The organism is Sphingobacterium thermophilum (assembly GCF_039541675.1).
Taxonomy (GTDB): domain Bacteria; phylum Bacteroidota; class Bacteroidia; order Sphingobacteriales; family Sphingobacteriaceae; genus Sphingobacterium; species Sphingobacterium thermophilum.
Genome location: NZ_BAABGR010000015.1, coordinates 1 through 13,135, shown reverse-complemented (window position 1 = coordinate 13,135; position 13,135 = coordinate 1). Strand labels below are relative to the sequence as shown.

Genomic DNA, 13,135 nt, shown 5'->3' with positions numbered 1-13,135 from the left:
TTTCTACACATTAATTTATATACTTGCTAATATATCGTCACCACCCGCCGCAGATACTCTCCATACCCGCTTTTGCGTAGAGGTTCAGCCAGCTTTAATAGCTGCTCTTTATCAATATAGCCCATACGGTAAGCTACTTCTTCTATAGCACCGATTTTGAGTCCCTGACGTTCTTCGATCACCTGCACAAACTGACCTGCCTGCATCAACGACTGTATGGTCCCCGTATCCAACCAGGCTGTCCCTCGGTCAAAGACCTGCACCCTTAGCTTTCCTTTCTGCAGATAGGTATTATTCACGTCTGTGATTTCCAGCTCCCCTCGTGCCGAAGGCTTTATGCTTTTGGCAATCTCCACCACCTCATTGTCGTAAAAATAAAGTCCCGGAACGGCATAGTTGGACTTAGGATGCTGAGGTTTCTCCTCAATAGACAAAACCTTCCTCTCTTCGTCAAACTCCACAACACCATAACGTTCAGGATCGGTAACAGCATAAGCAAAAACAATGCCGCCATCTGGATCAGCACAGGCCTGCAACTTCTTGGACATCCCTGACCCATAAAAAATATTGTCGCCCAGAATCAGAGCCACCTTATCTTTCCCGATAAATTCCTCGCCCAAAATGAAAGCTTGTGCCAAGCCGTCCGGCGAAGGCTGTTCCTTATATTCAAAGTGGCAGCCCAACGAAGAGCCGTCACCTAACAGTCTTTGGAAATGAGGTAAATCTTGAGGCGTTGAAATGATGAGTATCTCCCGGATTCCGGCCAACATCAGCGTGGATAAAGGATAATATATCATAGGCTTGTCGTACACCGGCATCAACTGTTTCGATACCGCCAATGTCAGAGGATGCAAACGCGTCCCCGATCCTCCGGCCAATATGATTCCTTTCATATCTTTTTTATTATTTACTGTTTTGTGAGTTAATCTTTGCCAACATACTCTGCAGACTATCCTTCCAATACGGAACTTCTAGCCCAAACGTCTGCTTAATTTTTGCTTTATCCAAAAGCGAATACTTCGGCCGCTTCGCCATAGTAGGAAATTCTTCCGAAGAGATAGGTCTTACCACACAAGATTTTCCTGCTAGCTCTTTGATGGCTACGGCAAAATCGTACCAAGAAAGCTGTCCCTCATTCGAATAATGATAGACTCCCGGCACCCATCTCTCTGCCTTGAGGATATCCCTTATCGCTGTCGCCAGGTCGGCAGCATAGGTAGGAGAACCCACCTGATCGTTTACCACACTTATCTCTTCCCTTTCATCCATCAGCCGAAGCATGGTCTTCACAAAATTGCGCCCATACGAGGAATACACCCACGATGTACGGATAATGATGGCGTCAGGACATATCTTCTGAATGGCTTTCTCCCCCTCCAGCTTCGTGATACCATAGCGGTTTATAGGCCGTGTTGGTGCCTCCTCATTGAGTGGCTCCTCCGAAAGTCCATCAAAAACATAGTCGGTGGAGATAGCAATAAGCTTTACCTGGTGATGCCGGCAATAGCGGGCAATTTCTGCACAAGCCAGATGGTTGACCTTGTCGGCCAGATCCGCTTCTTCCTCAGCCTTGTCCACAGCAGTATAAGCTCCGGCATGAATGAGGATATCCGGTGCATAGCCGGACAACAGCCCTTCAATAGCTTCCGTCTGTTCCAACGGCAGCTGCTGCCGGCCTAAAAAAACACAATCCCACAACGGCTCTCCTGACAAAAGATCTTTCAGCTCGGACCCCAGCTGCCCACTGGCTCCCGTAATCACTATTCGCTGCCTGTTCATCATGCTATCTGAATTTACGGGCATTTTTATCTTTTTCAGACAAAATCATCTTCTCACGCGGAATCTGCCAGTCGATATTTAAGGTTTCATCCAACGGAAAGACCCCATCCTCGGATTCTTTATTATAGAAATTATCGCATTTGTAGGAGAAAATGGCCGTCTCGGACAATACCGCAAAGCCATGTAAAAAGCCGCGAGGAATGAACAGCTGTCTTTTGTTATCTTCGGAGAGCTCCACGGAAACATATTGACCGTATGTAGGAGAGCCTTCCCTGACATCCACGGCAACATCCAACACTCTTCCCTGTATCACACGTACCAGCTTGGCTTGAGCGTGCTCCCCCCGCTGTTGATGAAGCCCCCGCACTACGCCATAGGTCGACCGCGACTCATTGTCCTGCACGAAAGAAGGAACATAACCCACCAACTCGGCAAATTTCTTCTCATTAAACACCTCGAAAAAATATCCGCGCTCATCTTCAAATACCGTAGGCTCCAAGATAAAACAGCCCTGCAGCTTCGTTTCCTGTGCTTTCATGCTTACTTATTGTATTGATTTTCGTAGTACTTCTGATATTCTCCGGAAGTAACGTTTTCCAACCATTCCTTATTGTTCAAAAACCAGTCTATCGTGATGGACAATCCTTGTTCAAAAGTCACCGACGGCTTATAGCCCAATTCCTTGTTGATCTTGGTGGCGTCGATGGCATAACGTAAGTCGTGCCCCGGCCTATCCTTCACGAAAGTGATAAGCTGCTCCGCCGTACCTTGCGGCCTGCCCAACTTCTCATCCATCTGGCGACATATCTCACGTACCAAATCTATATTCTTCCACTCGTTAAAACCACCCACATTGTAAGACTCCCCAACCTTTCCATGATGGAACACCAAGTCTATAGCACGGGCATGGTCAATGACAAACAGCCAGTCTCTTGTGTTGCTGCCATCCCCATAGATAGGTAGCGGCCTGCTATTTAGAATATTATTGATACATAGCGGGATAAGCTTCTCCGGAAAATGGTTAGGACCATAATTGTTCGAACAGTTGGTAATAACAGTAGGCAATCCATAGGTGTCATGATACGCCCGAACAAAATGGTCGGAAGATGCTTTCGACGCCGAATAAGGAGAATGTGGATCGTAGGCCGTCTCTTCCGTGAAAAGACCTTCCGCTCCCAAAGTGCCATATACCTCATCCGTAGAAACATGATGGAACTTCTTGCCCTCGTAATGCCCCTCCCACACGCGGCGTGCCGCATTCAGCAGATTGACCGTACCTACGACATTCGTCATCACAAAAGCCGTAGGATCCGCAATAGAACGGTCCACATGTGACTCGGCAGCAAGATGGATTACCCCGTCCGGCTTGTACGTGTCAAAAATAACATTTACCCTTTCCGCATCCCGAATATCTGCCTTTACAAACGTATAATTGGGCTTATTTTCTATATCCTTCAGATTTTCAAGATTGCCGGCATAAGTCAAAGCATCCAGATTGATAATATGATAGTCCGGATATTTATTGACAAATTCCCGGACAACATGCGAACCTATAAAGCCGGCTCCTCCTGTTATAATGATGGTTTTACTCATGTTATTCATGAAATGATATAATTTCAATTTCAGACGTCAAGCATTGAAGTTTACAACCTTGTATCTGAAACTTCTTTATTCCAAATGGATTTACAATCAAAAATCACACAATTATCAGACTGAAGTTTTTGTAGCTCTAAATCTTTAAAACAGTCATGTGCAACAGCCGCAATAATGGCATCGTACTTGTCTTCATAAATACGCTCTATATCCAACAAATGTACTCCATAGTAATCTTCCACCTCTTTCTTATCTACCCATGGATCACAGATAGCAGGCTGCGTCTCGTATTCCAATAGTTCCTTGTAAATATTGATGACGCTCGTATTCCTCACATCAGGACAGTTTTCTTTAAATGAAAATCCTAAAATAAGAATTTTAGCTCCTTTGACAGAAATCCCTTTTTGCAACATCAGTTTTTATGGTTTTCGAGGCAACAAAGGCTCCCATTTTGTTATTCACTCTTCTGCCGGACAGAATCACCTCAGGAACATACCCCAACTTTGTCGCTTTATAAGTCAAATAATAAGGATCTACAGAAATACAATGTCCTCCTACCAGTCCGGGTTTATATTTTAGAAAGTTATATTTTGTTGCTGCAGCATTCAATACTTCCGAAGTTTCCAAACCCATCTTATCAAAAATCAAGGCCAGCTCATTCACAAAGGATATATTAAGATCCCGTTGTGCATTCTCTATAACTTTGGCTGCCTCCGCTACTCGGATAGATTCCGCCTTATATGTACCGGCTTTTATGATGACACGATAAAGATTATCAATAAATACTGCCGCCTCCGGTGTAGAACCAGAAGTAACCTTTACCACATTTTCTAATGTATGTATCTTATCTCCAGGATTAATTCTTTCCGGAGAATAGCCTACATAAAAATCTTTATTGAGCTTTAAACCTGAATATTTCTCTAAAACCGGAATACAGTCTTCTTCCGTACAACCCGGATAAACGGTAGATTCATAAATGACCGTATCTCCCTTTTTCAGCACTTCACCCACAGTCTTTGAGGCTGCAAGCAAATACGACAGGTCGGGAGCATTAAACTGATCAATAGGTGTAGGAACAGTGATAATATATATGTTCGCTAGGGCTATTCTCTCCGAATCTGAGGTAATGATATATCCCTTCTCATGTGCTGTATCATCAGATATACGCATAACCCCCACCAAAGTCTCTTTTGAAACCTCTTGCGTCCTATCATATCCAGATTGGATCTCTTGAACTCGCTTAATATTAGTATCATAGCCTATTACAGGAAAATGTCTAGCAAACGCAACAGCTAAAGGAAGACCCACATATCCCTGACCGACCACAGCAATCTTATTCATACTTTAAAGTAATGAAACACAATGAACAAAAATACATTTATTTTCCTCATATTGACTAAATTTCCTGCAATAATAAAGCCGTCTCATATACAATGAAACGGCTTTATTCTCCTGAATTAGTAGATTTAAATTTTTTGAAGACAAGAGAGTAAATGTAAATCTACCTGTACAACAGCTTAGAGATATTTCTACTATACCACACTTTTTCTCAACGCATAAGGCGCTAGCTCAAAAATATTTGGCTTAGGCATTTCAATTACCTCCTGCGTCAAAGGCAATGCTTTCTTAAATTTCACTCTTTTGTTAGAAGCCGTAATGAGCTCGCCTTCAATAAATACACGTACACGTTTCAGGTCTTTTCTCAACACCTCGCGATCCCCACGTACACCTACAGAAAACGCGGTATGTGGCTCCACTGGTGCTTTAGCACTTATTCTGCCATGAGAACGAACCTTCAGCTTCGGTGTGTTTACTCTTACACTATCTATATGCAAAGTCTTGAAATCTCCCTCTACCGATAGTAGATCCAAAACAATCATTCCAAAACGTGCCGATCTGCTCGAAACAGAAATCTCAGGAAATTGACAAGAAACATTTAGTTTGATAAAATCATCAAACACTTTGCGTTTCTTTATTTCAGATAGGATAAATACTCCTAAGGTTAAAATTCCTGCAACCAATATTATAACATACACATTCATAGGTCATAAATTATTTTATACAAAGATGCCCAATAAAAAAACCGGGGTCATCAAAACCCCGGTTTTTTTGTCTTATTTTGTAGTTATTTCTTTACTTCTTCATTTTCTCGGCTTCCTTCTGAGCTACAATCTTGCGTAAGCCTGAGCTGGAGAAGCGATGATCACGACTGTTGAAGTAAAGCTCAATGCCTTTCTCTTCACAGTATTTTCTACCCGTAAAGTCACGGTCTTTATACTCTTCACCCACAATACGGACGTCAATTTTGAACGAACGCAAGATATCTTCCAAGTCTTGCTCCGTAGAGTAAGGTACAATCTCATCTACATATTTACAGCCTCTCAACTGGATGTATCTTTCTACCACCGTCTGAGTAGGTGCATTTTTCTCCGGCCGGTCCAAAGTAGGATCTATCTGCAAACCACAAATGAGATAATCGCATTGTCTCTTAGCCTCTTCCAGCATCATGATATGACCGGCATGCAATAAATCAAAAGTAGAGAATGTTATACCTACACGCGGCCCCGGATTATAATCCTTTCGAGGCTTTGGCTCCTCCTGCTTCAGTTCTTCGTTTTTTGTTTCTTTCATATTTTCTGATTCTTCCATATTTCAGGCAATTAGTTAATAGAGAATTTATAATAAAGGTGAATTAGCAGCCTCAAGCTCTTCATACAAGTGCTTCACATCCTGAGAAGCACTCTTTTCAACTACTAATATTGCATCTTCTGTATATACCAAAATGGTATTTTCAACCCCCAAGAACGACACCTGACGGTCTGTACCTATGGCCATATTTCCGTGACCGTCAACAGCATGTCCCTTCGTCTTTAGATAATCGTACATAGAATCAAACGACCCCATATCGGACCATACAAAATTCGAAGGAAGGACCTTAAGACGCTCACTGCGCTCCATCACGGCATAGTCTATACTCTTTGAAGGAATTTTTAACGATACTTCCAGCGGCAAGACGCCGTTTTCCGCCCCTTCAAAAGCTTCCTTCGCCGCTCGGTACACCTTAGGCTCAAAACGGAATAGCTCCTCCAAATAAATCGAAGCCTTAAAACAGAAAATACCCGAATTCCATAGGAAGTTTCCTTTCTTCAGAAACTCTTTGGCTGTATCCAAATTAGGCTTCTCACGAAACGACAATACGTCATTGCCCTCATATTCTATATAGCCGTATCCTGTCTCCGGTTTGGTAGGACGGATACCGAAAGTAACTAGATAGCCTTGCTCGGCAACCTTTACCCCTTCCTGCAGCACTTTCTCGTATTCCTCCCGATTTTCTATCAGATGGTCCGAAGGAGTAACAATCAAAATGTCATCCGGTTCACAGGCCATGGCAGCAAAAGCTATGGCCGCCGCCGTATTGCGTGGTGTCGCCTCTACAATAGTAGATGAACCGGCCGGCAAAAAGGCCTTCGCCAAGTCTACATTCTGCACACTGCCCACCATCAACATCTTATCTACTATTGGCTGATTGCGCAATACCGTAAGCTCAAATAAGGATTTGTTATCAAATAGCGGAATATATTGCTTAGGTCTCGACTTTCTCGACAATGGCCACAACCTGGACCCTACACCTCCCGACAAAACGACATTAACGATTTTTGACATATTAACTATTTTATTACTATTTGATTCTGTTCTAAAGCCTTCTTGGCCAAATCTTTTTTCATATATAACAATGCACTGGCCCTAGCATCGGAAAGTGCATCATGCGGGTCCAACTCCACTCCCATAATATCACACACCAAGCTCAGCTTGGTCTTCTCAAAACCTTGTTGCTTGTAAATTTTGCTCGTACATTCCCACGTCTCCGGCAATCCCAAATCTTCGTACACCAACCCATAATGCTGCATAGTCCTTTTCAGCACCTTGCGGTCCAACTCCTCATTGTGTGCCACCATAAGCTGACCATACAGCAAAGGCAGAATCTCCGGAAACAACTCCCCAAAGGTGGGTGCATGCATCGTATCCTTGGCCTTAATGCCATGCACTCTGGTGGTCTGCCACATATACTTGTTGTTTGGCGGCTGCACCAAACTATAAAACTCATTTACAATTTTGCCGTTAACCACACTCACCAGCCCTACAGCGCATACACTATTATACTCTGAGGTAGCTAATTCAAAATCAATCGCTGTAAATGTATGCATTAGACAAAATTAAAAGGAATAAATCATAAAGCAAATCCTTCACGTCCGAACTTTTTTAAGGATGTAAAGTTTTATCGATATATGACAATCCTAGTATCGATACTTGTCTTTCCATCTTTCGCGCAAAGCAGCTCTGAGCTTATCTTCTGACGCATTTTTGCCGGGATCATACAGCTTCAACCCACTAAGGCTTTCGGGCATAAACTCCTGCTCAACAAAGTTTCCCGGATAGGCATGGGCATATTTATAGTCTGTACCGTAGTTTAACTCCTTCATCAGCTTCGTCGGCGCATTGCGCAGATGCAGCGGCACAGGAAGATCTCCCGTCTCCTTTACCAGCGCCTGTGCCTTATTGATGGCCTCATAGGCTGCATTGCTCTTGGCCGAAGAGGCTAAATAGGTTACCGTCTGCGACAAAATGATTCTGGATTCGGGCCAGCCAATGACGTTGACAGCCTGAAAGCAGGTGTTGGCCAACAGCAAAGCGTTGGGATTCGCATTGCCTATATCTTCTGAAGCCAGAATGAGAAGCCTTCGCGCTATAAAAGAAGGATCCTCCCCCCCCTCAATCATGCGGGCAAGCCAATATACTGCGGCATTGGGGTCCGACCCACGGATAGATTTGATGAAGGCCGAAACAATGTCGTAATGCTGCTCGCCCGTCTTGTCATAGCGCGCCATATTCTGCTGTACCTGACGCAGCACAAAGTCGTTCGTAATGGCTATATTGTAAGGGACAGCAGCATCCACCACCAGCTCCAACACATTCAACAGCTTACGCGCATCACCTCCCGAGATGCGTAACAACGCATCGTATTCCTTGATGTCTATATTATCATTCTTGAGAAAGTCGTCCTCACGGATAGCCCGATTTATCAAGCCTATAAGGTCATCCTTGTCCAACGTCTCAAGCACATATACCTGACAACGGCTGAGCAAAGCCGAGATAACCTCAAAAGAAGGATTTTCTGTAGTAGCACCGATGAGTGTCACTAATCCCCGCTCTACCGCTCCTAGCAACGAGTCCTGCTGGCTTTTTGAAAAGCGGTGGATCTCGTCAATAAAAAGTATAGGCTGCTCCCCATTGAACTGTTGCAGCTGTTCAGCCTTATCTATAACCTCGCGAACCTCCTTGACTCCTGACTTGATGGCACTCAGACTGAAAAAAGGACGGCCCAACTCCTTCGCGATAAGATAGGCTAAGCTCGTCTTACCCACCCCCGGCGGTCCCCACAATATCATAGAAGGAACATTCTTGCGCTGTATGGCATTATACAGCACCGCTCCCTCGCCCAGCAAATGACGCTGACCCACATATTCCTTGATCGTGCGTGGACGCAACCTTTCCGCTAATGGTATCCGTGTGGCCATAAATTTATCCTTCTAAAGTTGTTACAAAGTTACACAAATGATTTGGCTCAAAAGTTGAGTTCTTTTTATACATTTGATGAAATATTTATAATATAATGAAATTTATTTTAACATTTTTTTACATGTTCTTAATAACAGCGAATCTTTTCGGGCAGCAAACCATGGACCCTTACGGCTTCGTCAACAAATACGATCCGCAATTCAATGGTATAGGACCCAAAGTATATATTCTGCCTTTGCCCCGCTCCTTGGAAGAAGAAATGAAAGATACCTATACCGAAATTGCGGCCTTCAAAGACACCATAAATCGGGGACTTATGTTTTCTGCCCTTCTAAAAGGATTTCATCTTACATCTAACCACCAACTTATAGAGGCCGAAGTAGCACTGGCTGCACCCGCAAAACTCATAGAGGAAAGAAAAACGCTGCATGACCACGGTGCTCTCTATGCCCTCTATAATCTCTTGGCAAATAAAGCTTTGGCCGCCAAAGAATTGGATAGTGCTGCCCGCCTTCTGGACTCGGCAGACCGATATAGCTGGTTGAGTAACCACACCTCCGACCGTCTGCTAATCCGCTCTAATAAAGCTGCCGTACTGCTCATGCAAGATGCTTTGGAGCAAGCATCAGCCTTGGAAAACGAACTTATCGCTTATTACTCTTCTCAAAATGACAATAACAGAAAGGCCGAACATCTAACACGTGAAGCTCTCATCTCTGCACACAAACAGGCTTATACGCTGGCAGAAAATACCATAATCCGACAGGTGTTTCCTATATACAATAAGACCAAAGACAAAAAAGGTAAAATACAAGCTTGGATTACTCTGGCTAACATTTATCACCTACAGAACAAACATACAGAGGCTCAGTGGTTTTTGCTACAGGCAAAAACAGAAGCTACAACACTGAAAAGCGCAGAACTCTTAGCCGTCATAAATTATCTTCTCGGATATTCTAAATCCGTGCAAAAAAACTATGCCGTGGCCGAAAAAGAGCTGTCCGTAGCCCTGCAACTCACGGAAGAACTGCAAGACAACTATCTGAAAATAGCCATCGTAGAGGAATTAGGTCGCACAAAAGTAGCTTTGGGTCAGTACGAGGAGGCCAAGTCGCTGTACACAGAGTACAAAAAACTGCGCACAGCCCTTTTCCGCTAACATTGTTACATTATCCTGATTGAAAAAATACCCAGATTTGATATCTTGTAAATAATGATTTATGAATAATTTTTACTTATTTTTAGCTGCTTATTAAAATAAGAGGTCTATATAAGAATGTTTCTTAACAACACAATCAATATGTTTAAAAATTTATTTGTTTTACTAGCTTTCGTTACGGTGTTGGCATGTGGCTCCAAACCAAGAGTTCTCTTGGATGAAGATACCACTACGCTCAAGCCGTCGAAACAACATGAAGTGATCGCGAAGGATGTTGTGAGCATACTTCAAAACTACAGTTACAAGAAGGTCGCTCCTAGCGACTCCATCTCCCAAATTGTTTTCGACAATCTGATAAAGTCATTAGATGAAGGGAAATACTATTTTACGCAGGCCGATATCGACGACATGTCGCAGTTCCGCAACAACATCAGTCAAGATATGGCCAAAGGGGATCTGTCTAGCGCTTTCTATATTTTCAACAAATTCAATCAGAGAGCGATAGAATGCCTAGAATATGCTTTAAAGCAAATTGACGCTGCCCACGACTTTTCTAAAGAAGAGAAATATGTAAGCTTCAGAGATAAGCTGGACTGGTTCAAGTCGGACCAAGAGCTCAAAGACCACTGGCGTAAACGCATCAAATTCGACCTGTTAAGTCTGAAACTTACCTCCGCCGAAGGAAAAGATGAGAGCGCCAAACATAAGGAAACGTTGAAGAAACGCTACAGCAACCTGCTGTCGCAGGTCAAAAAGACCAACTCCAACGATGCTTTCCAATATATCATGGCGGCATATACAGATGCCATAGACCCTCATACAACCTATTATAATCCGGCCTTTGCACAGCGCTTCAATGAAGATATGTCCAACACATTGGAAGGCATAGGAGCCCGTCTGCAGCTGGAGAACGACATGGTGACCATCAAAGAAATCATCGCCGGAGGTCCTGCCTACAAAGATAAAACCCTGAAAATCGACGACCGTATTATCGCAGTAGCGCAAGGCGATGGCGAGTTTGAAGATATCATAGGATGGCGCCTCGATGCTGCCGTAGCAAAAATTAAAGGCCCTAAAGGTACGGTAGTACGTCTTAAAATCCTCCCTGCAGGACAGGACATCTCGGCACAGCCCGTAATCGTAAAACTTACACGTGAAAAAATTATCATCGAAGAAGAATCAGCGAAGAAAACCATTAAAACCGTAAAAGGGGACGACGGCAAAACATATCGTATCGGCGTCATCACACTGCCTAAATTCTATATAGACTTCGAAGGTTACAGAAGAGGAGACCCTAACTATAAGAGTACCACACGCGATGTAAGCCGCATTTTGGACACTTTGAACCAAGAAAAAGTGGATGCTGTAGTATTAGACTTACGCAACAACGGCGGTGGCTCTCTCCAAGAAGCTATAGAACTTACTGGACTCTTTATCGAAAAAGGACCGGTAGTGCAGGTGCGAGGCGTCCGCAATGACGTAGAAGTGCATGAAGACCGCGATAATAGCGTGAAATGGTCTGGTCCTTTTGCAGTGTTAATAAACCGTTTCTCGGCATCAGCATCGGAAATCTTCGCCGGAGCAATCCAAGACTATGGTAGAGGCATAATCTTAGGATCTCCTTCCTACGGCAAAGGAACCGTACAGTCTGCCGTAGATATGGGCCGCTTTATCAGCCCTACAGACAAGTTGAAAATACGCGCCGCAGGAGCAACAAAAGACCAGGATACCCCTGTAGGCGCTCCCGAATTCGGACAGATCAACGTGACAATAGCCAAATTCTATAGAATAAACGGAAGCAGCACCCAACACAAAGGTGTACATCCCGACATAGAATTTCCTACTCAGTTTACAGCCGATAAATACGGAGAAAGCTCCGAACCAGCGGCTCTACCGTGGGATCAAATCAAATCCACAAACTACAGCAAGATCGCTGATCTAACAAGCATCAAAAACAAACTGAAAGAACTTCATGATGCTAGAATGAAAAATTCTGATGAATATAAATTCCTGTTGGAAGATATCGCTGAATTCCAAAAAATGCAAAATGAGGTTACGGAAATAAGCCTTAGCGAAGCTCAGCTCAAAAAGGAAAGAGAAGATAACAAAACAAAAAACAGAAACCGTATCAACAGATTGTTAGAACTACACAATATGCCTCTTTGGAAAGAAGGCGAACCTCAACCAAAAGTTGAGTTCGACTTTATCCTCGATGAAAGTTTAAATATTGTGAAAGATTTTGTCAATCTTCTAGCCAAGAAATAATCTCTAACACATAAACAAGAAAAAGGGAACAGTCTACTGTTCCCTTTTTTATTAACATCGTTCTTAACTCTCCGTATTCTTCTCTTCAATGGTTTTAGAGTACAACATAAGGAATAACTCTTGCCGGAGACATCCGCTTTAATTTTTGCTACTTCGTTGACACTTTATAAAACGTTCAGTACGATGCAATAAGTCTCCCTGCCCTATCGTGATATAGTTAATAAGTTAAGTACTGCCTTGCTTATCCTAACTACCCCTCACTTACAAATTCCTGCCATACCTTTCAGTAGCAATCCAATAAAATTGCATATAAACAACTAAAAAATCACCTATAACCGAATACGCTATTCAAGGTGCCCCTCAATGCACTATCTCTCTAAGACAGACAACACTCAGCTATTTAATAGATTCTGATTCTCTGTGTATTATAGTTTAAAGCTAAACGGAACTGTTTGAATTAGGAAAAATCTTTCACGATCTCAAATAAAGATAAATTCAAGAGCATATGTTTAGTAAGATAAATAAAGGAGGTTTAAATTCTTAGGTTAGAAAAGCACAATCCCAATATGTTAAGCAGGGAAATAATGGGATATATCTAGGAAGCGTTGTAAAACAAAAAAGCCTTATCGATATGGATAAGGCTTTTCTTGTTTAATAAGGGCAGGCACCGACCTACTCTCCCACCTGTTACGGCAGTACCATCGGCTCTGGCGGGCTTAACTTCTCTGTTCGGAATGGGAAGAGGTGATCACCGCCGATATA

The 13,135-nt window shown here is 43.1% G+C and carries 13 protein-coding genes and 1 rRNA gene; 2 read left to right on the top strand and 12 right to left on the bottom strand.

What is annotated here, in order from left to right; all coding sequences use genetic code 11:
• Positions 1 to 26: 26 nt before the first annotated feature.
• From rfbA to ABD873_RS06075, 11 genes are all read right to left on the bottom strand, one after another.
• Positions 27 to 893 carry a glucose-1-phosphate thymidylyltransferase RfbA gene (gene rfbA / locus ABD873_RS06125; RefSeq protein ID WP_345066044.1) on the bottom strand — a complete coding sequence of 289 codons (867 nt, stop codon included), beginning with the start codon at positions 891 to 893 and terminating at the stop codon, positions 27 to 29.
• A 10-nt stretch (positions 894 to 903) separates the two neighbouring features.
• A complete protein-coding gene (gene rfbD, locus ABD873_RS06120) occupies positions 904 to 1,782 on the bottom strand; it encodes a dTDP-4-dehydrorhamnose reductase (protein WP_345066041.1) in 879 nt (292 codons plus the stop codon).
• 1 nt (position 1,783) lies between these two features.
• Positions 1,784 to 2,317: a dTDP-4-dehydrorhamnose 3,5-epimerase gene (gene rfbC / locus ABD873_RS06115; protein WP_345066038.1), complete on the bottom strand. Its 534-nt coding sequence runs from the start codon at positions 2,315 to 2,317 to the stop codon at positions 1,784 to 1,786.
• A gap of 2 nt (positions 2,318 to 2,319) precedes the next feature.
• The gene (rfbB, locus tag ABD873_RS06110) at positions 2,320 to 3,372 is read right to left on the bottom strand and encodes a dTDP-glucose 4,6-dehydratase (RefSeq protein WP_345067381.1); all 1,053 of its coding nucleotides are present in this window, start codon (positions 3,370 to 3,372) and stop codon (positions 2,320 to 2,322) included.
• A gap of 50 nt (positions 3,373 to 3,422) precedes the next feature.
• The gene (locus ABD873_RS06105) at positions 3,423 to 3,707 is read right to left on the bottom strand and encodes a UDP binding domain-containing protein (RefSeq protein WP_345066035.1); all 285 of its coding nucleotides are present in this window, start codon (positions 3,705 to 3,707) and stop codon (positions 3,423 to 3,425) included.
• A 43-nt stretch (positions 3,708 to 3,750) separates the two neighbouring features.
• A complete protein-coding gene (locus tag ABD873_RS06100) occupies positions 3,751 to 4,713 on the bottom strand; it encodes a nucleotide sugar dehydrogenase (protein ID WP_345066032.1) in 963 nt (320 codons plus the stop codon).
• 191 nt (positions 4,714 to 4,904) lie between these two features.
• Complete coding sequence (locus ABD873_RS06095) at positions 4,905 to 5,414, bottom strand: hypothetical protein (RefSeq protein WP_039053388.1); 510 nt, start codon at positions 5,412 to 5,414, stop codon at positions 4,905 to 4,907.
• A gap of 91 nt (positions 5,415 to 5,505) precedes the next feature.
• Positions 5,506 to 6,021, bottom strand: a complete 516-nt coding sequence (locus ABD873_RS06090; RefSeq protein WP_231561209.1) for an adenylyltransferase/cytidyltransferase family protein — start codon at positions 6,019 to 6,021, stop codon at positions 5,506 to 5,508.
• A 27-nt stretch (positions 6,022 to 6,048) separates the two neighbouring features.
• Positions 6,049 to 7,035, bottom strand: a complete 987-nt coding sequence (locus tag ABD873_RS06085) for a mannose-1-phosphate guanylyltransferase (protein ID WP_345066027.1) — start codon at positions 7,033 to 7,035, stop codon at positions 6,049 to 6,051.
• Between the two features lie 5 nt (positions 7,036 to 7,040).
• Positions 7,041 to 7,577, bottom strand: a complete 537-nt coding sequence (locus tag ABD873_RS06080) for a 3'-5' exonuclease (RefSeq protein ID WP_345066024.1) — start codon at positions 7,575 to 7,577, stop codon at positions 7,041 to 7,043.
• A gap of 90 nt (positions 7,578 to 7,667) precedes the next feature.
• Positions 7,668 to 8,948 (bottom strand): replication-associated recombination protein A, encoded by a 1,281-nt coding sequence (locus tag ABD873_RS06075; protein WP_345066021.1) that lies wholly within the window; start codon positions 8,946 to 8,948, stop codon positions 7,668 to 7,670.
• A 122-nt stretch (positions 8,949 to 9,070) separates the two neighbouring features.
• On the opposite strand from ABD873_RS06075, the gene ABD873_RS06070 reads away from it, so the two are divergent.
• Together ABD873_RS06070 and ABD873_RS06065 are read left to right on the top strand one after the other, a co-directional pair.
• On the top strand, positions 9,071 to 10,108 hold the full coding sequence (locus ABD873_RS06070) for a tetratricopeptide repeat protein (protein ID WP_345066015.1): 1,038 nt from the start codon (positions 9,071 to 9,073) through the stop codon (positions 10,106 to 10,108).
• A 141-nt stretch (positions 10,109 to 10,249) separates the two neighbouring features.
• Positions 10,250 to 12,373 carry a carboxy terminal-processing peptidase gene (locus ABD873_RS06065; protein WP_345066012.1) on the top strand — a complete coding sequence of 708 codons (2,124 nt, stop codon included), beginning with the start codon at positions 10,250 to 10,252 and terminating at the stop codon, positions 12,371 to 12,373.
• A gap of 659 nt (positions 12,374 to 13,032) precedes the next feature.
• Here the strand turns inward: ABD873_RS06065 and rrf are convergent.
• A 5S ribosomal RNA gene (rrf, locus tag ABD873_RS06060) occupies positions 13,033 to 13,135 on the bottom strand; the annotation flags it as partial.